This is a genomic window from Micromonospora sp. NBC_01740, from assembly GCF_035920365.1.
In the GTDB taxonomy this organism is placed as follows: Bacteria; Actinomycetota; Actinomycetes; order Mycobacteriales; family Micromonosporaceae; genus Micromonospora; species Micromonospora reichwaldensis.
The window spans coordinates 321726-344196 of sequence record NZ_CP109150.1 but is presented as its reverse complement, the minus strand read 5'-3'; the positions used below and the strand labels follow the sequence as shown (position 1 = coordinate 344196).

Here is a 22471-nt window from a genome sequence, read left to right as displayed (position 1 = left end):
CCCTCTGACGGCGGTTCACCCGGTGCGGGTGAGCCGCCGTCACCCGTCGCGCCGGAATCGTCGGTAGTCAGGACCGGCGAGGCGTACGGAGGGTGCGATGACCACGGCAGCGGCCGTTCGGACCGACGAGCGGATCCAGCGGGACGTGCTCGACGAACTGGGCTGGGACGCCCAGGCGCAGCCGAACGAGATCGGGGTGACCGTCCACGACGGCGTGGTCACCCTGACCGGCTGGGTCGACGGGTACGCGCGGAAGTGGGCGGCGCGGCGCTGCGCGCAGCGCGTACGGGGGGTGCGGGCGGTCGCCGATGACGTCGAGGTGCGCCTGCCCGGCGAGCCGGGGCGTACGGACGCCGAGATCGCGATCGCGGCGGGCCGGGCGCTGGAGTGGGACAGCTTCGTCCCCGCCGAGCGGCTGGACGTCACCGTGGCCAACGGCTGGGTGATGCTCCGTGGCGAGGTGGAGTTCGGCTGGCAGCGGCGTACCGCCGAGCGGGAGTTGCGCCGGCTGCGGGGCGTACGCGGGGTGACCAACCTGGTCGAGGTGCGCCCCGTCGCCCGTACCGACAGCGAGCGGCTCCGGCGCGACCTCCAGCGGGCGCTGGGGCGCGGCATCGGCACGGAGCGGGTGACCGTCCAGGTGGACGGGGACACGGTCGTGCTGACCGGGGTGGTGCGCTCCTGGTGGGAAAGGGACGAGGCGGAGCGGGTGGCCTGGTCCGGCGAGGGGGTACGGGCGGTGCGGGAGCAGCTCCTCGTGGGCGGGTGACCGCCCGGATCGTCCCGTTTAGTGGCGCCGCCGCCGGGAACCCGTCGTCGATCCCGCCCGCCCAGCGGGCACCGGTCGCGGCGGGGCCGGTCCGGTGATGCCACAGCAGTGACCGAGGGGGAGGAATCCGTGGCCGTGAACCATCCGTCGCCCGACCGATCGGCACCGCGGCCGTTGCGGATCGCGATGGTGGTGCCGCCGTGGCTGTCGGTGCCGCCGCCCGGCTACGGCGGGCTGGAACAGGTGGTGACCGGCCTGGTGGAGACGCTGGTCGACCGGGGTCACGCGGTCACCGTGTTCGGGGCGGGCCGGGAGCACGGGACCGCGGCGGCGTTCGTCTCCACGGTGCCCGAACTCCAGTTCGACCGGCTCGGCGAGGCGCTGCCCGAGCTGGCCCACCTGGCCCGGGTCAACCACCGGGTCCACGCAGGCGACTTCGACATCGTCCACGACCACACCACCATCGGCCCGCTGATCGCCGGCCACCGGGCCGTGCCCACCGTCGCCACCGTGCACGGCAACCCCGTCGGCGAGTACGGCGACGTGCTCAGCGAGACCGACAGGGGGGTCGGGCTGGTGGCCATCTCGCATGCCCAGCGCCGGCTCAACCCGCCGCTGCACTGGGTCGGTACGGTGCACAACGCGATGGACGTCCGGGGCATCCCGCACAAGACCGCCCCCGGGCGGGGGCCGGTGCTCTGGCTGGCCCGGTTCAGCCCCGACAAGGGCCCGGACGTCGCCATCCGGGCCTGCCGGGCCGCCGGCCTGCCGCTGGTGCTGGCCGGCAAGTGCAACGAGCCGGCCGAGCGCCGCTACTACGACCAGGTGGTCCGGCCCCTGCTCGGCGAGGACGTCCGGGTGGTGCTCGACGCCGACCGGGCCGAGGCGCTGCGGCTGCTGGTCGAGGCCCGGTGCCTGATCATGCCGATCCGGTGGGACGAACCGTTCGGCATGGTGATGGTGGAGGCGATGGCGACCGGGACACCGGTGGTGGCGCTGGACCGGGGGGCGGTGCCGGAACTCGTCCGACCGGGAAGGACCGGCCTGATCTGCGAGCACGTGGACGAGCTGCCGAGCGCCCTGCGCGCGGCGACGGGCATCGACCCGGCGGCCTGCGTCGCGCACGTGGCGGAGAACTTCTCCACCGGGCGGATGGCCACCGGCTACGAGGAGGTGTACCGCCGCTTCATCGCGGAGGCGGCGTCGCCCGAGGCGGCCCGGGCGCCGGTCCGGGCGCGGGCCCGCTGACCGCCGGCGGTCAGACCTGCGCCGCCCCGAGCGCGGTGATCGCGCTGTCCAGCCGGCGGGCGTACGCGTCGGTGAGGGCGCCCTCGCCGCGCCGGATCGCGACCTTCTCGCGGAGCCGGGCGATCCGCTCGCCCAGGTCGCCCGAGCGGGCGCGGGCCGCGTCGGTCAGGTTACGCAGCTCGTTGCGGAAGTCGAGGCCGACGTCGGGGCGGATCCCCCCGTCGTCGAGACCGGCGCCGATCAGCCCGTCGACCCGGTTGGCCGCCTCGATGAGGTCGCCGCGCTCCGGGGCCGTCGGGGTCGGCCGGGGCGCGGCCGGCGGCGCGGACGTCGGGGTCGGGGAGGCCGCCGGGGGTGGTGCGGCGTCGACCGTGGGCGTGGGCGTGGGGGAGGGCGGCGGGTCGGACGGGCCGGTGCTGGGCAGCGCCCGGGGCGGGCTCGACTCATCCTGACGGATCGCGGGCACGGCCAGGGCCACCCCCACGAGCAGTACGACCGGCACGATCAGCACCGGGCGCGGCAGGCGGCGCCGACGGCGCTCCCGGGCGTGCCGGGCGCTGCGCGGCTCGGACCCACCGCCCGGCCCTTCCGCGCCCGGTCCTTCCGTGCCCGGCACCGCTCCGTCACCCGGCACCGCTCCGTCACCCGGCACCGTCCCGCCCCCCGGGGTCGGGGTGGCCGGCTGGGCGGGCAGGGTCGGGAGGGTGACCGTCGGCGCGAGCATGGTGGCGGCCTGCGGATCGGCGGGGAGCAGTTGGTCGCGCAGGAGGGTGGCGACCTGGCGGGCGGTGGGCCGCGCCAGCGGGTCCCGCTCCAGGCAGCGCAGGCAGGTGCGGGCGACCTCCGTCGGCAGGCCCGGCAGGTCGGCCAGCGAGGGCGGGCCCTCCCCGGCGAGCGCCTCGCTGAGCTGCTCCCAGGTGTCCGCCGGGTACGGCACCCGACCGGTCAGCGCCTCGTAGAGCAGCACGCCGAGGGAGTACACGTCGGTGGCCGGCTGGGCGGGTGCCCCGTCGAGCCGTTCCGGCGCCACGTACGCGGGCGTGCCGAAGGTGCCCCCGTCCTCGTCGTCGTCCGGCGCGCCGATCCGGGTGGCGATGCCGAAGTCGAGCACCTTGACCCCCGCCCGGGTCATCATCACGTTGGCCGGGGTGATGTCCCGGTGCACGATGCCGAGCCGGTGCGCGGCGGCGAGCGCGTCCGCGACCTGGGCGGCGACCTCGACCGCCTCGGCCCACGGCAGCGGCCCCTCGGTGAGCCGGACCTCCAGCTCCTCGCCGGCCAGCAGCTCCATCACCACGAACGACGTGATCGACCCGTCGGGCGCGACGGTCTCGCCGTAGTCGTGCACCGAGGTGACGTGCGGGTGGACGAGCTGGGCGGCGGCGCGGGCCTCCTCGCGCACCATGTCGCGGAAGCGGGCGTCGGCGGCGAGCGACGGGGCGAGCACCTTCAGCGCCACGATCCGGTCGAGCACCTCGTCGCGCGCCCGCCAGATCACCGACATCCCGCCGGCGCCGATCTGGTCGACGAGCCGGTACCGGCGGGCCAGCAACCGGCCGGGGTGCAGTGCTGGCTTCACGGAACGCACCTGCCTCGCTGTGGGAGCGCTATCAGGTTGCGCGAATGTGTCGGGCCTGTCAACGGTCGACTACCTTCCGGGACCGGGGCCGCGTCGGCCGTGCCCGTGCCGGGGCCGCCCTCGGCCGCCGCCGGGCCGCCCCTCGGCCGCCGCCGGGCCGCCCCTCGGCCGCCGCCGGGCCGGCACCGGGCGGCCACTTTTCCGCCCGTGCCAGGATGGAACGCATGTCGCAGGGACCGGTGGCGTTCGTGCTCGGGGGCGGGGGAGTCCTCGGGGCGGTCGAGGTGGGCATGCTGCGGGCGCTGTTCCGGGCCGGCATCCGGCCCGACGTGGTGCTCGGCACCTCGATCGGGGCGGTCAACGGCGCGCTGGTCGCCGCCGAACCGTCCGAGGCGGTCACCGACCGGCTGGTCCGGCTCTGGGCCTCCCCGGAGGCGAGTGAGGTGTACGGCGACTCGGTGGCCCGCCAACTGCGCCGGTTCGCCGCCCGTACCCACCTGCACTCGCCCCGCCCGCTGCGCAAGCTGCTGGAGGCCGAGCTGGGTGCGGAGACCACCTTCGCCGACCTCAAGGTGCCCTTCCGCTGCTGCGCGGCCAACATCGAGCGGGCCGCCGAGCACTGGTTCGACAGCGGGCCGCTGGTGCCGGCAGTGCTCGCCTCCGCCTCGGTCCCGGGGCTCCTGCCGCCGGCCCGGATCGACGACCAGCACTACATCGACGGCGGGATCGTGAACTCCATCCCGATCGGCGAGGCGGTCGCCGTGGGCGCCACGCGGATCTTCGTACTCCAGGTGGGCCGGATCGAGCGGGCGCTGACCCCGCCCCGGCGACCCTGGGAGATCGCCCAGGTCGCGTTCGAGATCGCCCGGCGGCACCGGTTCGCCCGGGAGATGGCGGCCCTGCCCGACGGGGTGGAGGTGCACGTGCTGCCCACCGGCGGGCTGGAGCCGCGCGACGACACGCCGTGGGCGTACCGGGACATGGCGGCGGTGGGGCGGCGGATCAGCCGCGCCTACACGGCCTCCCGGCGCTACCTGGCGACGCAGTTGGAGCACTGATGCCCCTACCGCCACGGTGGGTACGCCGGCTGCTCCTGGCCCCCGGCGTGGTGCTGCTGGCCTTCCTGGTCGTGACGACCCTGCCGGTCTGGGCGCTGCTCGCGGCGGCCGCCTCGCCGCTGGTCCCGGGCCGGCTGCGGCCGCTGCGCCTGCTCTGGCTCGGCTGCGTCTACCTGGTCTGGGACGCGACGGCGCTGCTCGCGCTCTTCGTGCTCTGGGTCGCCTCCGGCTTCGGCTGGCGGGTCCGCTCGCCCGGCTTCCAGCGGGCGCACTACGTGCTCGCCGGCTGGTTCCTGCGGGCACTCTTCTGGCACGCCCGCTGGGCGCTGCACCTGAGCATCGACGTGGTGGGCACCGACCCGGACACGGCCCTGCCGGGCCGGCCCGAGCTGGTGCTCTGCCGGCACGCCGGCCCGGGCGACTCGTTCATCCTGATCCACGCCCTGGTCAACTGGTTCAACCGCGAGCCGCGGATCGTGCTGAAGGACAGCCTCCAGTGGGACCCGGCGGTCGACGTGCTGCTCAACCGGCTGCCGAACCGCTTCCTCGCGCCGGGGCCGGACCGCCGGGGGTCGGTGACCGAGCAGATCGGGCACCTGGCCCACGGCCTGGACGACGACGACGCGTTCGTGATCTTCCCGGAGGGGGGCAACTTCACCCCCGGCCGCCGGCTGCGGGCCATCGAGAAGCTGCGCGGCCTCGGCCTCGAACGGATGGCGCGGCGCGCGGAGCGGTTGCGGCACGTGCTCGCCCCGCAGCCGGGCGGGCTGCTCGCGGCGCTGGACGCCGCGCCCGACGCCGGGGTGATCTTCGTGGCGCACACCGGCCTGGACCGGATGCTGAGCGTCGGCGACGTGTGGCGGGAACTGCCGATGGACAAGCGGATCATCATGCGCTTCTGGTCGGTGCCGCCGGAGGAGGTGCCGACCGGCCGCCAGGAGCGGATCGACTGGCTTTTCGACTGGTGGGCGCGGATCGACGAGTGGATCGCGGCCAATCGGGACGGTGCCGCGTAGGGTGCGCTGGTGGACCAGATCTGCGTGGTGACGACGGTGGTGGACGCCCGTTCGGTCGCGGACGTGATGGCGGCGGCGGCCGTCGCCGGTCGGCTCGCCGCCTGCGCCCAGGTGGGCGGCCAGGTGGACAGCACCTACTGGTGGCGTTCCGGGGTGGACACGAGCACCGAGTGGTCGGTGCAGTTCAAGACCGCGCCGGACCGGGCCGCCGCGCTGGTGGAGCAGATCCGGGCCAGCCACCCGTACGAGGTGCCGGAGATCCTGGTGACCCGGGTGGAGAGCGGCGACCCCGCCTACGCCACCTGGGTGCACGAGCACACCCGGCCCTGAGTACCCGCACTCTGGTCAGGTGATCTCCCGGCCACCATGATGGCCGGGTGCAGAACACCGGTTATCCCTGTCCCGCCTGCGGCGCGCCGGCCGACCTCGGCTCCGGCTGCTCCGGTTGCGGCCGACCGCCGCACCCGGCCGCCGCCGAGGTGGTCCGGCTCGACCGGGAGATCGTCGCGCTCGGCGGCCAGGTCGAGCGGGCCCGCGCGGCGTACCAGGGACTCGCCGGCCGGCTGAACGCGGCCCGGCACCGTCGGGCGGCGCTGGCCGCCGCGGTCCGGGCGGAGTTCCCCCTGTCGCGCCCGGCGGCTCCCGCGACTCCGGGGCCGGCCCGCCCGGCGCCGGGCGTGACCCCGCCGCCGGCCGTGACCCCGGTGCCGGCGTGGCCGGGCCGGGGGCCGGTCGCTCCGGTCCCCGCGCCGGCGGGTGCGGGCGTCGGCGGGGCGGAGACCTCCACCCGTACGGTGCAGGGCCTGCTCTTCGTCCTCGGTGGGCTGCTGCTGGGCACCGCCGCGGTGGTCTTCACGGCGGTCGCCTGGGCGTCGGTGGGGGTCGCCGGCCGGGCCCTGATCCTGTTCGCGTTCACCGCCCTCGCCCTGGCCGCGCCGCTGGTGGCGGTGCGGCGCGGGCTGCGCGGCACCGCGGAGACCTTCGCCGCCGTGGGGCTGCTGCTGGTGCTGCTGGACGGCTACGCCGCCTGGTCGGTGGACCTGGTCGGGGTGGCGGACTGGCCCGCCACCCGGTACGCCGCGCTGGTCGGGGGGGCCGGCGCGGCGGTCGCCGCCGGGTACGCCCGGCTCAGCGGTCTGACCGTGCCGTGGTTCGCGGCCCTGCTGACCGCGCAGCCGGTGCTGCCCCTGCTCGTCGTCGACGCCCGGCCGGACGCCGCCGGCTGGGCGATGACCTTCCTGGGGGTGGCGCTGCTCGACCTGGCGGTGCTGGTCGCGCTGCGCCGCCGGGGCGCCCCGGCGGCCGGTGCCGTGGCCGTCGGGCCGCCGGCCGCCGAGGGCCCGACCGTTGGTGGCCCCGTCGCCGGTGCCGTGGCCCCGGCCGCTGCGGCGTCCGCGCCGTCCGGCGAGCGTCCGGCGGTCCTCGCCGGGCGCGTCCTCGCCTGGGTGGGGCACGCGGGCGCGCTGTTCGTGGCCGCGTGCTGCGCGCTCGTACCGCTGGCCCTCGGCCGGGCCGCCGGCGTTCCGCTGCTGGCCGGTGCGCCGCTGCTGCTGGTGGCGCTGACCCTGCTCGGCACCGCGCTGCTCACGGGCGGGGCGGTGTTCCGCGCCGTGGCCGCCGCGCTGCTGGTGCCGGTGCTGGCCGGCGCGGTGATCCGCCCGATCGCCGAGCTGGACCTGTCGCTGCTGCTCACGGCGCTGGTCGTGGTGGCGGTGGCCGGCGCGGTACGGCTGCTGCCCGCCGGGTGGCGGACCGGCCCCCGGGCCGGCGCGCTGCTGGTGGCCGGCGGGACGGCGCAGTTCGTCGTGCTGCTGGCCGTCGCGCTCGCCGGCGCCACCGCCGGCCGGTCGCTGCCGCCGTGGCAGGGGGCCGCCGCCGGGCCCGACGCCGACGGGGGGTGGCAGCTTCCGGTGGCGATCGCGCTGACCGTGGCCGCCTTCGGGCTGTTGCTGCCGAGGGCCGCCCGGCCGGCGCTGGCCGCGATCGGTGCGGCGGTCGTCGTGCTGGCGGTGCCGGCCGGCTGGCCGTCGCCCTGGCCGGCGGTGGTGGCGCTGGACCTGGTGGCGGCGGTGGGCCTGCTGGCCGTCGCGGTGGGGCGTCCGGGCGTCCGGTCCTGGACGGTCCTGGCCTCGGGGGTGGCAGGGACCCTCCTGCTCGGGCACGGACTGGTCGTCGGGTTCGCCGCGACGGCGGGTGCGGGTGCGGCGCTAGCGGTGGTGCTGGTCGCCGGGACCGCCGTGGCGGCGGCCGGCCGGCGCGGCACGGCCGTGCAGCGCCGGGTGGCCGGGGCGGCGTCGGCCGTCGTGCCGGTCGCGGTGCCGGCCGGCGCGGTCGTCGCCCTCCTCGCCGCCGGTGCGCCGGCCTGGTGGCAGGCGCGGGCGGCGCTCGCCGCCGTCGCGCTGCTGCCCGTCGGGCTGCTCGCGGTCCGCCGGCACTGGCCCGACCTGCGGGCGTACGCCTCCGGCGGGGTCGCCGTGGCGGTCACGGCGGTCGGGTTGGCGCCGCTGGTCGTACCGGCCGACGAACCGGTGACGCTCTACGCCGCCGTGGCGGTCCTGCTGGCGATGCTGGGCGGTGCGGTGCGCTCCGACGTCGTCCTGCGGGTGGCCGGCATCGGGCTGCTCGTGGTCTCGGCCGCCGCCGCCCTGCCGGTGGCGTTGACGGCGCTCGTCGCCCCGTACGGCGAGGTGTCGCCCTGGTCCGGGGCGCCCACGGTCCGGGCCGACCCGGGGGCGCTCCCGGTGGGCCTGGCGTTGGCCGTGCTGGCGGTGGCCGGGGTGCTGGCCGGCCGGCGGTACCGGGCTGCCGTGCGGACCGGCCCCACCGGCGCGGACGCCGTTCCGTCGGCGGACGCCGTCCCATCGGCGGGCGCGGTCGCGTCGGCGGGCGCCGGTTGGTGGCGGGGCGCGCTGGTCGCGGTGCCGTTCGCCGCGGCCGCGCTGCCCGTGCTGCTGGTGGCCGCAGGCGTGCCGTGGCCGGTGCTGCCGGTAGGCACGCTGCTCGGCGGGGTGGCCCTGGTGCTGCTCGCCGCCCTGGCCGCACCGCGTCCGCTGCTCGCCCCGGTCGGGTTGCCGGTGGGTCTGGTGCTGGTGGCGTCCGGGCTGCTCGGGCTGCTGGCCACCCGGACGGGCACGATCGTCGGCCTCGGCGTGCTCGTCGTCGCGGCGGCGGTGGTCGGGGTGGCGGCCCGCCGCGACGACGCCCGGCTGGGTGGTGCCCTGGTCGCGGTGGCCGCCGCGACCAGCCTCGCGGTCGTCGCGCCGCTGGCCGGCGGGCTGCCGGTACGGGCGGCCACCTTCAGCGTGCTCGCCGTCGCGGCACTCACCCTGGCCGCCGCGGCGGTGCTCGGTCAGGTCGGGGCCGGTCCGGCCCGCCGGGGACGGGCCACGGCGGCGGCGTTGGACGCGGCGGCCCAGGCGGTGGCGCTGGTCGCGCTGCTGCTCGCGGTGGGCTCGCTCCGCCACGCCGCGGCGGTCTGCGTGCTGTGGGGCGCCGCCGTCGCGCTGCGGGTGCTGCCCCGGGGCGAGTCGGCGGGCCGGCGGTGGGCCTTCGCGGGCATCGCGGGCGGCAGTGAGCTGCTCGGCGGCTGGCTGCTGCTGGCCGCAGGCGACGTGGCGGTGCTGGAGGCGTACACGGTGCCGGCGGCGGCGCTGGCTCTCGTGGCGGGCGTGGTGGCGCTGCGTACCCGGCCAGGGTTGAACAGCTGGCTGGCGCTGGGTCCGGGGCTCGCGGCCGGGCTGCTGCCGAGCCTGGTGTCCGTGCTGGTGGCTGCGGACCCCCAGCCGTGGCGGCGGCTGCTGCTGGGCGTCGCCGCGCTCGCCGCGGTGCTCGCCGGGGCGACCCGCCGCTGGCAGGCGCCGGTGCTGCTGGGTGGGGTGACCCTGGCACTGCTCGCGCTGCACGAGCTGGTCCGTGGCTGGGACCTGCTGCCCCGGTGGATCTTCCTGGCCGTCGGCGGGTTCGCGCTGATCGGGCTCGCCACGACCTACGAGCGGCGCCGCCGGGACCTGGCCCGGCTCCGGGCCGCCGTCGGCCGGATGGGCTGATCAGGCCCGGTCACGGGTGCCGGGGGTAGGGCTCGCCCTACCCCCGAACCGGGGGTGGGCAGGGTTACTCAGCGCAACCGTTCGCCGGAGACTGGGAGCGGGACGCGCCGGCCGGCGCGCTCCGGGATCGAGGAACGGGAACGGGAGCCGCGATGGTGCTCGGAGCGGTGGCGGACCCGCCGGTACGGCGGGGCAGTGACTACGCGCAGTTGTCCCGGCGGATCAGCGGGGCGGGCCTGCTGGAGCGACGCCCGGGACGGTACGTGACCCGGATCGTGCTCACGCTGGGCGTCTTCGCGGCGGGCTGGGCGGCCGTCGGGCTGGTCGGCGACTCGTGGGCGCAGCTCCTGGTCGCCGTCTTCCTCGCTGTCGCCACCACCCAGGTCGCGTTCCTCGGCCACGACGCCGGCCACCGGCAGATGTTCCGGCGGCGCGGGCCGAGCGAGGCCATCGGCCTGCTCACCGGCAACCTGGCGGTCGGGCTGAGCTACGGCTGGTGGGTCGACAAGCACAACCGGCACCACGCCAACCCCAACCACGAGGACGAGGACCCCGACGTCGGGGCCGGCGCGCTGGTCTGGACGTACGAGCAGGCCGCCGCGACGCGCGGGTTCGGTCGCCGGCTGGCCCGCCGGCAGGCGTGGCTGTTCTTCCCGATGCTGCTGCTGGAGGGGCTCGCCCTGCACGTGGCGAGCGTGCAGGCGATCGTGGGGCGGGACTCCGACGGCGGGTTCCGCACCCCGATGCGGCACCGCCGCGTCGAGGCGCTGCTGCTGGTCCTGCACGCCGTGGGCTACCTCGGTGCGCTGCTGCTGGTGATGTCGCCGGTGAAGGCGCTGCTCTTCGTCGCCGTCCACCAGGGGCTGTGGGGCTTCTACATGGGCTGCTCGTTCGCCCCCAACCACAAGGGCATGCCGATGCCCACCGCCGACGACGACCTGGACTTCCTGCGTAAGCAGGTGCTCACCTCCCGCAACGTGCGGGGCAGTCGGCTCGTCGACGTCGCCCTGGGCGGGCTCAACTACCAGATCGAGCACCACCTGTTCCCGAACATGCCCCGGGCCAACCTGCGCCGGGCCCGGCCGATCGTCCGCGCCTTCTGCGCCGAGCAGGGCATCCCGTACGCCGAGACGGGGCTGGTCGAGTCGTACCGTCAGGCGCTCGCGCACCTGCACGAGGTGGGCCGGCCGCTGCGCGGCTGACACGCGCGAACGGGGGCGGCGCCGACCGGCGCCGCCCCCGTTCCGTGTGCGGTAGGGCTCAGGAGCCCATGGACTCGATCAGCTCCTGCGGGGCCTCCTGCGTGTCGCCCGCGGGGGGCTTCTTGACGGTGACCGGGGCGCCGAAGTCCGAGTAGTTGGTGATCATGGTGCCCAGCGACTCGTGCAGCACCTGGGTGTCGATGGCGAACTCGACGAGCCGGCCCTGGTCGTCCACCCTGGCGGTGAACGGGACGGCCTTGGCCTTGTCACCGAGGGCCTGGATGGCCTTGTCGTCGGGCTTGGTGCGGGTGTAGTCGAGGGTGCCGGAGTAGCTGCCCGGGGCGGTCCTCTCGACGTCCACCACGCTGTCGACCATCTGCTTCGCGCCGCCCGGGTCGCCGTCGGGCATCAGGTTGAGCTGACCGCTCTTGCCGAGCTTGGTGGCGTCCATGTGCATCCACTTCTTCGGCATCCCCTGCATGCCGGTGACCTTCAGGTAGACGTCGTTGCCGAGCATCAGGATCCGGAAGGTGCCTTCCGCGCCCATCTTCAGCGTCATGTCGCCGGTCTTGGTGGCCGGGTCCATCACGCCGCTGCCGTTGATGACCGGCGACGTGAGCCGCATCTTGACGGTCTGTTGGTTCAGCTTCTTCGCGGCGGCGGCCAGCTCGGCGCGGGCGTCGGCGGGGGCGCTGCTGGCCGGTGCCGCGCCGGTGGTGCCACCGTCGCCGGCCGGAGCAGCCGTGTCCGTCCCCGTACCGCACCCGGTGAGACCGAGGGCGAGCGCGGCGACGAGCGCGACCCCCGTGGTCGCCAGCCGTCGAGTGTTCATCGTGGAAATCTCCTCACGCAGGGTGGGCCGGGGGCGACGCCGGTCGCGGGCCCGGCCGGGCCGCCGGTCAGCCTAACCCCGCCGGTCCACAGCCGCTCATCTATGCCGTGGCGATCTTCGGACCGCCGCGCCGCCGGGGTGGGCCACACCTCCCGCCGCTGGTCGGCGTCGTCGCGACCGGTCCCGGTAGGGTCTCCCCATGGCAGACGTGCTCACCGCCGAGGCGGTGCGAGACGAGCTGGGTGGGCTGGCGGGCTGGTCGGGAGACCCCGCCGGGATCACCCGCACCGTGGAGCTGGCCAGCTTCCCGGCGGCCATCGCGGTGGTCGACCGGGTCGCCGTGACGGCGGAGGAACTGGACCACCACCCCGACATCGACATCCGCTGGCGGGCCCTGACCTTCCGGTGCGTCACGCACTCGGCGGGCGGGGTCACGCGGCGTGACCTGGAACTGGCTCGGCGGATCGACGAGATCGTGGGGAGCGTCGGATGAGATTCGAGATTAGCAAGGTGCTGGACGCCATCGAGGGCCGGGTCAGCACCGACCCGTCGCTGGCCCGGGCCGTCGTCGACCTGGCCGAGGTGATCCGCTACCAGGATCTCGACGGCGGCCGGCCGGCGAGCCTGCTCCGCCTCGGCATGGTGATCGACGCCCTCGCCCGGGAGATGGAGGAGGACAGCGTCCCGGTCTACGCGGTGGTCCACCGGGCCCTGCTCTCCGACGCCGACCTCACCTCCAACGAGCGCATGGTGGTCCGCCGGTGGGCCGACGACGGGCTGGTCGAGGTGCTCGACAACCCGGGCGACCGGATGCTGGAGGTGGCGGACCTGCTCGGGCTGCCCGTGCTCACCCGGGTGCGGGCCGACGGCCTGCGCGGGCGCTACCCGTGGCTGGTCGAGCAGGCCGGCCGGGTGCTCGCCCCGGTGCCCGGCGCCGGCGGGCCGGCCTTCGTCGCCCACGTCGGCGGCGGGCACACGCCCGTCGCCGGTGACCGGTCACCGGCCGGCGTGAAGCTGCTCGCCCGGCGCTGGCGCTGCGCGGAGCCCGGTTGCGCGCTCTTCGGCGGTGGTGGGGGCGGCGGGGCCTTCGCCGACCTGTCCCGGGTGGTGGAGCGCAGCCCGGCCGGCCAGCCGCCGCCCACGCTGCGCGGCGGCGTGCCGACCTGCCCCCGGCACGGCACCCGGCTCGGCGACGCCGGTCCGCGACCGCGGAGCGCCGTCCTGGCCGTGCGGGTGGGTGGGCTGATCCGCCGACGCTTCGTGCTCACCGAGGAGGAGCCGGCGGTGGTCGGCCGTGCCCCCGACCAGGCCGGCGGGATCACGCTCGGGCAGTGGCTCAACGACGAGGCGCGCCGCTGGATCAGCCGCAGCCACGTCCGGTTCGAGCTGCGGGTCGGCGAGGTGATCGTGACCGACGTGAGCACCAACGGCTCGGGCATCCGCCCCGGCGGGTCGATGGCGGAGGGCGACCGGGTCCCGCTGGCGCCGCAGCAGTCCCGGGTGCTGGCGGAGGGCGACATGGTGGAGCTCTACCCCGGGGTGCAGATCGGCCGGCCCGACGAGCTTCCCACCGGAGCCCCCTACACGCCCACGTCGGTCATGGCCGAGGCACCAACGATGGCGATGCGCCTGCCCCGCTGAGCCGCCGGGAGACGACGGCGGGCGCCGGGACCGTGGTCCCGACGCCCGCCCGTGTCGTACGGGGCTCAGCCGGCCAACACCGCGGCGAGCTGGGCGACCGCGTGGTCGATCTCCTCCTCGGTGATCACCAGCGGCGGGGCGAGCCGGATGGTGGCACCGTGGGTGTCCTTGGCGAGCACCCCGCGCTCGGCGAGCCGCTCGCACGCCTCCCGGCCGCTCATCAGCGTCGGGTCGATGTCGAGGCCGGCCCACAGGCCCCGGCCCCGCACCGCGACGAGGCCCCTGCCGACCAGCGAGCGGAGACCGGCGTGCAGCCGGGCGCCCAGCTCGGTCGAGCGGCGCTGGAACTCGCCGGTGGCCAGCAGCCGGACGACCTCGGTCGCGACGGCGCAGGCCAGCGGGTTGCCGCCGAAGGTGGAGCCGTGCTGGCCCGGCCGGAGCACGCCGAGCACGTCGGCGTTCGCGGCCACCGCGGAGACCGGCACGATGCCGCCGCCGAGCGCCTTGCCCAGCAGGTACATGTCGGGCGTGACGCCCTCGTGGTCGCAGGCGAAGGTGTCCCCGGTCCGGCCGAGGCCGGACTGGATCTCGTCGGCGATGAAGAGCACGTTCTGCTCCGTGCAGACCCGGCGTACGCCCGGCAGGTAGCCCTCCGGCGGCACGACGACGCCCTGCTCGCCCTGGATCGGCTCGATCAGCACCGCGACGGTGTTCTCGTCGATGGCGGCGGTCAGCGCCGCCAGGTCGCCGTAGGGGACGACCGTGAACCCCGGGGTGTACGGCCCGAAGTCGGCCCGGGCGTCCTCGTCGGTGGAGAAGCTGACGATGGTGGTCGTCCGGCCGTGGAAGTTCCCCTCGGCCACCACGATGTTGGCCTGCCCCGGCGCGACGCCCTTGACCTGGTAGCCCCACTTGCGGGCGACCTTGATGCCGGTCTCCACGGCCTCGGCGCCGGTGTTCATCGGCAGCACGAGGTCCTTGCGGCACAGCTCGGCCAGCTCGCGGCAGAAGTCGGCGAACTGGTCGTGGACGAACGCCCGGCTGGTGAGCGTCAGCCGGTCGAGCTGCGCGTGCGCGGCGGCGATCAGCGTCGGGTGGCGGTGGCCGAAGTTCAGCGCCGAGTAGCCGGCCAGGCAGTCGAGGTAGCGGCGGCCGTCCACGTCGGTCAGCCAGGAGCCCTCGGCGGAGGAGATGACCACCGGCAGCGGGTGGTAGTTGTGCGCGGTCCACCGCTCCGCGTCGCGGATCGCCTCCGGCGTCCGCAGCATGTCGTCGATCACTGGCTCGCCTTTCCCTGACGGAGTCGCAACGTGCAGCACTTCGGTCCGCCGCCGGCCTTGCGCAGCTCGGAGAGGTCGACACCGATCGTCTCGTAGCCCCGGTCGCGCAGCTTCGCGGCCAGGCCGGTGGCCTGCTCCGGCAGCACCACGTGCCGGCCGTCGCTGACCGCGTTCAGCCCGAAGACCTCGGCGTCGGCGAGGGTGGCGTGCACCGCGTCGGGGAAGAGCCGGCGCAGCACCGCCCGGCTGCCCGGCGAGAACGCCTCCGGCAGGTACGCCACCGTCCGCTCGTCGAGCACGGTGAGCGCGGTGTCCAGGTGGTAGAAGCGCGGGTCGACCAGCTGCATGGTCACCACGGGGTAGCCGAAGACCTCCTGGAGCTGCGCGTGCGAGGCGTGCGCGGTGCGGAAGCCGGTGCCGGCCAGCAGGAAGTCGCCGGCCAGCAGGATGTCGCCCTCGCCCTCGTTGACGTGCTTCGGGTCGTGCATCTCGAAGCCGGCGGCCTCGAACCAGGCGCGGTAGGCGGGGGCCTCGTCGGCGCGCTGCGGGTCGCGGAACTGCACGGCCATCGCCTTGCCGTCGATCACCGTGCCGCCGTTGGCGGCGAACACCATGTCGGGCAGGCCGGGCACCGGAGCGATCTCCTCGACGGTGTGGCCCAGGTCCCGGTAGATCTGGCGCAGCTGCTCCCACTGCCGGACGGCGAGGTCGGCGTCGACCGGCGCGGTCGGGTCCATCCACGGGTTGATGGCGTAGTCGACGGCGAAGTACGTCGGCCGGCACATCAGGAAGCGCTGGCTGGTGGCGTCCATCGTCATTGTCCTGCTCCCAGGGGTCGGGCGCGCCCGGCCACCTTCGGCCCACGGGCTGGCGCCGTTGCTCAACGTTATGCGGCGCTGATGGTGGAATCCACCGCTGGAAGTTGCGCAGGCCGACGGAACGTTGCGTCTGGGGAGTGCTGAACGATGGTTCGTTGCGTATCGGGCCCTGTCGGTGTGCCCGGCCGAAATGCGGGCCCGGAAAACACTTCGGGGGCGGCGAACCGCCGCCCCCGAAAAAGGGTTGCCCGGCTGGTGAACCACCAGGCTGGTCGGGCGTCGCCGGTGAACCACCGGCGCTGCCGGCGCATCGCCGGCGAGCCGAACAGTGCCCGCTAGAAGCGGTCCACAAACTGTGAGTCGAGCCACTCGCGGAACCGCTGCACCCAGTCCCCGTCGGTGGTCGGCCAGTCGAACTGGCCGGTCATCGCCAGCACGCCCAGCACCACCGCGCCGAGGCCCAGCGCGACGCCGAGCAGCGCGTCGGTCTTGCCGGCGATGTGCCGGCGACGGGTGGCCATCAGGCCCAGCACCGCGAGGACCGCGCCGAGGGCGCCGAGGGCGATGCCGTACCCGGCGAGGCTGCCGGTGAGCACGAAGAGCGCCCCGGCCACGCCGACGATCAGCCCCAGCGTGGCGAGGATGCTGGCTCGGGGCTTCGGGCCGGCGACCACCGGCCGCTCCGGCTCGCGGTCGGGGACGCCGTCGCCGTCGCGGTCGACGGGCCGCTCCACGGTGTCCCCGTCGACCGCGCGGTCCCGGTCCGTCCGGGCGCCCAGCGCCGCGTTCCGGTCCAGGTCGGTCGTCCGACCGTCGAGGGTCCGTTCGAGCGCCGGGTCGGGCTCGGTGCTCCGGGGGGCGCGTCGGTCGTCGTCGATGGGTCGGGCCGTGGCCGCCCGGGCGACGGCCGCCCGCTCGGCCGCCCGCCGCTCGGCGGCGCCGTCCCGCCCGGCGCCGTCGGGCGCGGCGCTGCTGCGGTAGGTCGTCTGCTCGCCGTCGCGGTCGGTGACCATCGGACGGCTGGGCCCGCTGCCGCCGTCCGCGTCGGCCCGCAGCGCGCCGTCCCGGCCGGTGCCGGCGGGAGCGTCACGGTCGTCGACGCGGCCGTCGAGGTTCTCGTCCCGTGTCGGCGCCTCTTCCGACCTGCGGGACAGCGAGGGAATCTTCACCACACACACCTCCTCGTGAATGCGTGGTGGCCGATGCAAAGACTTGCCGCCCACGCGGTACACGTCCGCAATACCCAGGTGGTCGTTCTCCGACACGGATACCCGGCCGGCCGTTCTCCGAGGGGTGCCCGCCCGGCAGGCCGCCGGGCGGGCACCCCACGCCGGGTCGAGGCGTGTCAGGCGGGCACCGTCCACTTCTGGTTCGCGCCCCCGGTGCACGTCCAGACCTGGGTCGGTGTCGCGTTGGCCGAGCTGTTGTCCACCACGTCCAGGCACTTGTTCGCGCTGGCGCTGACCAGGTCGCGGGCCGCCGTCGCGGTCCACCGCTGGTTCGCGGCGCCGGTGCAGGTCCACAACTGGGTCCGGGTGCCGTCGGCGGTGGCGTTGTCCCGGACGTCCAGGCACTTGCCCAGCGCCCGTACGGTGCCGTCGGCGCCGAGCGTCCACTGCTGCGCGGCGCTGCCGTTGCAGTCGTACAGCTGGACGGCGGTGCCGTCGGCGCTGTTGGCCCCGGCGACGTCGAGGCACCTGCCGGCCAGGCCGACGATCGGGCCGGTCCGCCCGCCGCCGGACTGGCTGCCCGACCAGGTGAACGTGGCCGTGGTCCGGGCCGGCAGCGAGTACGTGAAGGACTGCCCGCCCCAGACGACCTTGACCGACTGGGCGCCGGTGCCGCCGTTGTGCGCGATGAGCGCCTTGGACCCGTCCGGGTTCGCATACGCCACGTTCTGCACCGTGCCGTTGGCGGTCGAGTCGATCCGGTACGCGCCGGGCTTGACGAACTTCGTCAGGTGCCCGGTGGTGTAGTACTCGACGGTGTAGTCGACCTGGCCTGCGCGGGGGCCGCCCTCCTGCACGGTGACCAGGCCGGTGCAGATGTCGCAGCCGCCGTTGTGCGGGCCCATGTTCTGGTTCAGGGCGAGGCTCCACTTGACCAGGCTGCTGCTGTAGTTGCGGGCGTAGTTGACGATGTCGGCCAGGTCCTCGTTGTGCTGGTTGCCGATCCAGGTGCCGCCCGAGTGCTCGGTGCTGAACTGGCGCACCGACGGGTACTGGTTGCGCACCTGGGTGCCGACGGACGGCTCACCGAAGTAGCCGTGCCAGGCGATGCCGCCGAAGAGCGGGTCGTTGCGGATGCCCGGGTCGGCCAGCAGCACCGCCCCGAAGTTGGGGTGGTCGCCGTAGTTCCAGTCGTGCACGAGGACCTTGGTGCCGAGGCCGGCGGCGCGCAGCGCGGGGTAGAGGTGGTTCTTGGTGAACTCGACCAGCCCTGGCCCGTTCCAGCTCATGCCCGGGTAGTTCATCTCGGTCGGCGCGGCGGGCTTGCAGCAGTTCGGCTCGTTCTGCACCGACAGGTAGTTCACCGGAATGCCGGCGGCCTGGTAGGTCTGCACGTACCTGACCAGGTACTGGGCGTACATCGGGTAGTACTCCCACTTGAGCCAGCCCATCTGGTCCATCCGGCCGTTGTCCTTCATCCAGCCGGGGGCGCTCCACGGCACCCCCTTCACCCGCAGCTCCGGGTTGAGCGACCGGGCCTGGGCGGTGAGCAGCCGCACGTTGGTGTCGTAGCCGTTGCTGTAGAAGTCGTTGAGGTCGCAGCAGGTGTCGTCGAGGGAGACGTTGCCCGGGCGGGAGAGGTCCGAGGCGCCGATGGGGTTGCGGACGAAGGAGAGCCCGATGCCGTCGGTCGGGGAGAAGAGCTTGCGCATCACGGCGTCGCGGGTGGCCGCGCTGATCGGCCCGCCCCGGAACAGGTACGCGGTGGTGTCCGTGATCGACGCACCACCGCCCTCGAACTGCTGGTAGCGGGTGTTCTCGTTGACGGTGACGGTGTGCGTCGCGCCGCCGCTGGAGGAGGCGAAGGCGAGCGGGGCCTGCTGCTGGAGGCCCCGGCTCACCTGGCGGCCACCCGGGTCGGTCGTGGTGGTCAGCCAGACGTTCACCGGCTCGTTGGCGGCGGACGCCGGCGCCGGCAGCGTGACCGTGGCGGCGGCCATGGCGGTGACGAGCGCGAGCAGGCCGGCGCCTGCGGACGCGACTCGGCGCCGGGCTCGCCGGCGGTGACCCGCCGTGGCGGGTACGGGAGTGGTGGACATCGGGTGTCTTCCTCTCGCGCGGCGGTGATGGCGATGTGCGAACGCACGAACCGGCCGGTAACGGGCGCGTTTATGTCACGGATTGCCCGGACCTGTCCGAACCTCCGTGAGACCCAGTTAATATTCCTTCGTAATAGAAGTCAATGAATCTGCCCGACTGTCTGTCCGGCGCGCTGCACGCGTGCGGCAGCAGGGATCCACCCGGTCCCGCGCCGACCTTCGTCCCCGGCGCGCTGGCTATCCTTGGCACCCGTGCCAGAGGGACACACCATCCACCGCCTGGCGGCGCGGCACGCCGAGCTGTTCGGCGGGGACAAGCTGCACGCCGCCAGCCCGCAGGGCCGCTTCGCCGAGGGCGCGGCCCGACTCTCCGGCACCGCCCTGGAGAGCACCGAGGCGTACGGCAAGCACCTGCTGCACCACCACGCCGAGGAGCTGACCCTGCACGTGCACCTCGGGCTCTACGGCAGGTTCGCCGACGGCGCCGGGGAGCCGCCGGAGCCCGTCGGCCAGGTGCGGCTGCGGCTGACCAGCGACCGGCACTGGCTCGACCTGCGCGGCCCCACCGCCTGCGAGCTGCTCACCCCGCCCGAGGTCGCGGCGCTGCGGGCCCGGCTCGGCCCCGACCCGCTGCGCGCCGACGCCGACCCCGAGCGGGCGTACGCCCGGATCTCCCGCAGCCCCACGCCGCTGGCCGCGCTGCTGCTCGACCAGTCGGTGGTGGCCGGCACCGGGCTGATCTTCGTCACCGAGGCGCTGTTCCGGGCCGGGCTGCCGCCGACGCTGCCCGGCCGGCGGCTGACCCGCGCCGGCTGGGACGCGCTCTGGGCCGACCTGGTGGCGCTGATGCGGCTCGCCGTCACGCGCGGCCGCATCGACACCGTCCGCGATACGCACCTGCCCGAGGCGATGGGCCGCCCCGCCCGCGTCGACCGGCACGGCGGCGAGGTGTACGTCTACCGCCGCCCCGGCGACCCCTGCCACGTCTGCGCCACGCCGGTCAGCCGGGGCGAACTGGCCGGCCGCAACCTCTACTGGTGCCCCACCTGCCAACCGGCCTGACCGCCGCCCACGCCGACGTCGGTCTCACCGGGGAGGCGCGGCGAGCAGCCAGCGGACCACCTCGACCTGGTTGGGGAAGACCTGTCCCTCGCCGAAGCTCCAGGCCAGCGTCTGTCCGATCGTCCAGCCCCACACCCGCTCCCGGTCCAGGCCCAGCTCCGCGCTGAGCCGGTCCAGCCGGTGCCGGACGGCGTCCGGCGAGTGCCCCAGCTCCGCGCCTCGCACCAGCGGCACCACCCCGAACTCGCGCTCGCCGGTCAGCGGCTTCGGGTCGATGACCAGCCACGGCTCCCGGGTCGCCCGCAGCACGTTGCCGGCGTGCAGGTCCTGGTTGACGAGCACCTGCTCGCCCTGGCTGTCGACGAGGTCGGCCAGCAGCCCGAGCGCCGTGTCGATCAGCCGCCGCTCGTACGGCCGGCCGGCCCGCTCCCAGTTGGCCGGCAACCGTTCCGCCCAGCCGGCTGCCTCCTCGGCGAGTGGGGTGAACGGCGCACCGGCCGGGCGCCAGACCCGGGGCAGCAACTCCACCGCCGCGTCCAGCGCCGCATCGGCGGGCAACTCGTGCAGCGGCGTGCCGGGCACGCACCGCTCGACCAGCAGCGCCCGCCGCTGCGGGTCGTGGGCGAGCAACCGGGCCGCCCCCACCCCGGCCCAGCGCTCCAGCGCCGTCGCCTCGTGGACGCTGTCGGGGTCCGGGTACTGGAGCTTCAGCACCGCCGGGGTGCCGTCGGGCAGCTCCGCCGGCAGGGCCAGCGAGGCGAAGGCGTACGGGAAGGGCGGCCCGAGCCGCAGCGACCAGCGCGCCGTGCAGGCGGCCAGCCTGTCCGGCAGCGCCGCCAGCCACTCCCGCCCGGCCGGCGTGCCCCGCACCCAGCCCAGCCCGTCGGGGAGCAGGAGTTCGGAATCCACCCGGCCATCCTTCACCAGCGCCCGCCCACCCCGCACCACCGATTCCCCGCCCACCGCCGGTGGTGGTGATCAAGAGGTTCGGGTCCGCAACGGAGATCGAACCGGACGCAAACCTCTTGATCACCGCGTCGGGGAAGGGGCGGGCGGCGGAGGGGAGGGGGCGGGGGAGGGAGCGCGGTCAGCGCAACCGGCGGATGTCGCCGTGGGCGCGGTAGAAGCCGCCCCGGCCGGACTCGCGGACCTGGGTGACCAGGTAGCGCGCGCCCGGCTCGCGGATGCCCTTCGGGAACTGCACGGACCAGTCCCGGTGGAAACCGGGGGAGACCACGTGCACCCGCAGCCGTCCCCGGTCCTCGACGCACTGCACGACCACGCCGCCGTCGACGTCGCTGGTCACCTCGACCGTCGTCCAGGCCGCCGGCTCCGGCATCCGGGGCGGGGCCTTGACGTCGACCACCTCCGGCACGCTGCCGGCCTCCGCCGCCCGGATCGCCGGCTCGCTGGCGTCGATGCAGGCCAGGTGGCCGCTGGTGGTGACGACGTAGAGCCGATCCTCGTGGTACTGCATCGAGTAGGCCGAGCCGCAGCCGGTGCCGAGCTTCCACAGCCGGTTGCCGGCCGCGTCGAAGCAGTAGATCGAGGACTGGCTGTCGCCGGCGAAGACGAACCGGCCGCCCTCGGCCGTGGCGCAGGAGAAGACCGGGGCGTCACAGCGGTAGGTGCGCTCGGCGCGGCCGTCCTTCGCCAGCCGCACCACCTCCCGGGTGCCGGTGCCCGCGAAGACCGCGTCGCGCTCCTGCCAACCGAAGAGCACCGATCCGGTACGGGTGTGCCACCGCTCCTGGCCCGTCCGCCAGTCGTAGCTGGTCACCCCCTGGGAGTGGCCGTGGTAGAGCGCGTCGGCATCGCAGCGCACCATCCACGCCGACCGGCCGCGACCCTGCCGGCGCCAGAGGAACTCGTCCTCGTGGTCGACGGCGACGATGCCGCCGCCCGCGTCGGAGACGCCCAGCACCCCGTCGTGGATGTCCAACCAGTAGATGTCGATCTCCGGCGCGATCTCGTAGGCCACCCGGGGCACCTTGCCGGACAGGTCGTAGACGTTGCCGTCGTCGCAGCCCGCGTAGATCCAGGCGTCGTCGGCGACGATGCACTTCACCCCGTCGGGGAGGCGGACCTGGTCGAGCACCCGGGCGTCGTGGCCGAGCGTGGTGATGACCCCGCGCTCGTTGCCGACCATGCAGCTCTGCCCGTCGACGAAGATGCCGAAGGCGGGGGCGCCGGAGTCGTAGCGCCACAGCACCGGGGCGGTACGGGCGGTGGAGCGGGTGCTGACGATCTGCCGCCGGGAGACGGCGCGCTTCTGCCGCACGCCGCGCACGGCCGGGGCGTACCCCTTGCGGACCTTCTCGCCGATCTTCTTCGCCGCCGCCGCGCGGGCCTTGGCGTTGTCGGCGTAGGCCGTGGTCTTGACCTGGCCCTGGTCGCCGATCCGGCCGTAGCGGACGGTCAACGCGGCGTCGTCGACGACGACCTCGTAGAACTTGTGCGCACCATCCGCTTCGGACAGTTCGAGGTAGGTCGTCTCCTGCGGCATGGGGGCCTCCGAGGGGGGTCAGCGACCGGCCTGGCGTGACCGGTGGGGCGCGAGCGGGCACACGCTAACCCCCACCCCCGACAGCCGCACGCAAGGAAGGGGCCCTTCCTGTCGCCTGCGCGACAGGAAGGGCCCCTTCCGCACAC

The 22471-nt window shown here is 75.1% G+C and carries 18 protein-coding genes; 10 read left to right on the top strand and 8 right to left on the bottom strand.

What is annotated here, in order from left to right; genetic code table 11:
• The first annotated feature begins 97 nt into the window (after positions 1-97).
• On the top strand, positions 98-769 hold the full coding sequence (locus OG989_RS01460; protein WP_151457651.1) for a BON domain-containing protein: 672 nt from the start codon (positions 98-100) through the stop codon (positions 767-769).
• Between the two features lie 186 nt (positions 770-955).
• Positions 956-2017 (top strand): glycosyltransferase family 4 protein, encoded by a 1062-nt coding sequence (locus tag OG989_RS01455; protein ID WP_151457652.1) that lies wholly within the window; start codon positions 956-958, stop codon positions 2015-2017.
• A gap of 10 nt (positions 2018-2027) precedes the next feature.
• Here OG989_RS01455 and OG989_RS01450 read toward each other — a convergent pair whose 3' ends face one another.
• On the bottom strand, positions 2028-3596 hold the full coding sequence (locus OG989_RS01450) for a serine/threonine-protein kinase (protein ID WP_327029481.1): 1569 nt from the start codon (positions 3594-3596) through the stop codon (positions 2028-2030).
• Between the two features lie 224 nt (positions 3597-3820).
• On the opposite strand from OG989_RS01450, the gene OG989_RS01445 reads away from it, so the two are divergent.
• The 5 genes from OG989_RS01445 (at position 3821) to OG989_RS01425 (ending at position 10918) form a co-directional block, all read left to right on the top strand.
• The gene (locus tag OG989_RS01445; protein ID WP_132231132.1) at positions 3821-4654 is read left to right on the top strand and encodes a patatin-like phospholipase family protein; all 834 of its coding nucleotides are present in this window, start codon (positions 3821-3823) and stop codon (positions 4652-4654) included.
• A complete protein-coding gene (locus tag OG989_RS01440; protein WP_132231133.1) occupies positions 4654-5670 on the top strand; it encodes a 1-acyl-sn-glycerol-3-phosphate acyltransferase in 1017 nt (338 codons plus the stop codon). The genes OG989_RS01445 and OG989_RS01440 overlap by 1 nt, the downstream gene beginning before the upstream one ends.
• 9 nt (positions 5671-5679) lie before the next feature.
• On the top strand, positions 5680-6000 hold the full coding sequence (gene cutA / locus OG989_RS01435) for a divalent-cation tolerance protein CutA (RefSeq protein ID WP_151455675.1): 321 nt from the start codon (positions 5680-5682) through the stop codon (positions 5998-6000).
• 47 nt (positions 6001-6047) lie between these two features.
• Positions 6048-9716 (top strand): SCO7613 C-terminal domain-containing membrane protein, encoded by a 3669-nt coding sequence (locus OG989_RS01430; protein ID WP_327029480.1) that lies wholly within the window; start codon positions 6048-6050, stop codon positions 9714-9716.
• A 152-nt stretch (positions 9717-9868) separates the two neighbouring features.
• Positions 9869-10918, top strand: coding sequence for a fatty acid desaturase family protein (locus OG989_RS01425; protein WP_151455677.1), 1050 nt, complete (start codon positions 9869-9871; stop codon positions 10916-10918).
• 58 nt (positions 10919-10976) lie between these two features.
• On the opposite strand, the gene OG989_RS01420 is transcribed toward OG989_RS01425, so the two are convergent.
• Positions 10977-11750 carry a hypothetical protein gene (locus OG989_RS01420; RefSeq protein ID WP_151455678.1) on the bottom strand — a complete coding sequence of 258 codons (774 nt, stop codon included), beginning with the start codon at positions 11748-11750 and terminating at the stop codon, positions 10977-10979.
• A 199-nt stretch (positions 11751-11949) separates the two neighbouring features.
• On the opposite strand from OG989_RS01420, the gene OG989_RS01415 reads away from it, so the two are divergent.
• Positions 11950-12243, top strand: coding sequence for a 4a-hydroxytetrahydrobiopterin dehydratase (locus tag OG989_RS01415; protein ID WP_151455679.1), 294 nt, complete (start codon positions 11950-11952; stop codon positions 12241-12243).
• A complete protein-coding gene (locus OG989_RS01410) occupies positions 12240-13391 on the top strand; it encodes an FHA domain-containing protein (RefSeq protein WP_151455680.1) in 1152 nt (383 codons plus the stop codon). Before OG989_RS01415 ends, OG989_RS01410 begins: the two co-directional genes overlap by 4 nt.
• A 65-nt stretch (positions 13392-13456) precedes the next feature.
• Here OG989_RS01410 and rocD read toward each other — a convergent pair whose 3' ends face one another.
• The 4 genes from rocD to OG989_RS01390 form a co-directional block, all read right to left on the bottom strand.
• Positions 13457-14671: an ornithine--oxo-acid transaminase gene (rocD, locus tag OG989_RS01405; protein WP_327029479.1), complete on the bottom strand. Its 1215-nt coding sequence runs from the start codon at positions 14669-14671 to the stop codon at positions 13457-13459.
• On the bottom strand, positions 14668-15483 hold the full coding sequence (gene ddaH / locus OG989_RS01400) for a dimethylargininase (protein ID WP_207913845.1): 816 nt from the start codon (positions 15481-15483) through the stop codon (positions 14668-14670). The genes rocD and ddaH overlap by 4 nt, the downstream gene beginning before the upstream one ends.
• 341 nt (positions 15484-15824) lie before the next feature.
• Positions 15825-16658 (bottom strand): UbiA family prenyltransferase, encoded by an 834-nt coding sequence (locus OG989_RS01395; protein ID WP_327029478.1) that lies wholly within the window; start codon positions 16656-16658, stop codon positions 15825-15827.
• 176 nt (positions 16659-16834) lie between these two features.
• On the bottom strand, positions 16835-18757 hold the full coding sequence (locus OG989_RS01390; protein ID WP_327029477.1) for a lectin: 1923 nt from the start codon (positions 18755-18757) through the stop codon (positions 16835-16837).
• Between the two features lie 252 nt (positions 18758-19009).
• Here OG989_RS01390 and OG989_RS01385 point away from each other — a divergent pair, with 252 nt between their 5' ends.
• The gene (locus OG989_RS01385; protein WP_327029476.1) at positions 19010-19819 is read left to right on the top strand and encodes an Fpg/Nei family DNA glycosylase; all 810 of its coding nucleotides are present in this window, start codon (positions 19010-19012) and stop codon (positions 19817-19819) included.
• A 24-nt stretch (positions 19820-19843) separates the two neighbouring features.
• On the opposite strand, the gene OG989_RS01380 is transcribed toward OG989_RS01385, so the two are convergent.
• Both OG989_RS01380 and OG989_RS01375 read right to left on the bottom strand, forming a co-directional pair.
• Positions 19844-20728 carry an aminoglycoside phosphotransferase family protein gene (locus tag OG989_RS01380; RefSeq protein ID WP_327029475.1) on the bottom strand — a complete coding sequence of 295 codons (885 nt, stop codon included), beginning with the start codon at positions 20726-20728 and terminating at the stop codon, positions 19844-19846.
• A gap of 178 nt (positions 20729-20906) precedes the next feature.
• Complete coding sequence (locus tag OG989_RS01375) at positions 20907-22325, bottom strand: WGR domain-containing protein (RefSeq protein WP_327029474.1); 1419 nt, start codon at positions 22323-22325, stop codon at positions 20907-20909.
• Positions 22326-22471: the final 146 nt, after the last annotated feature.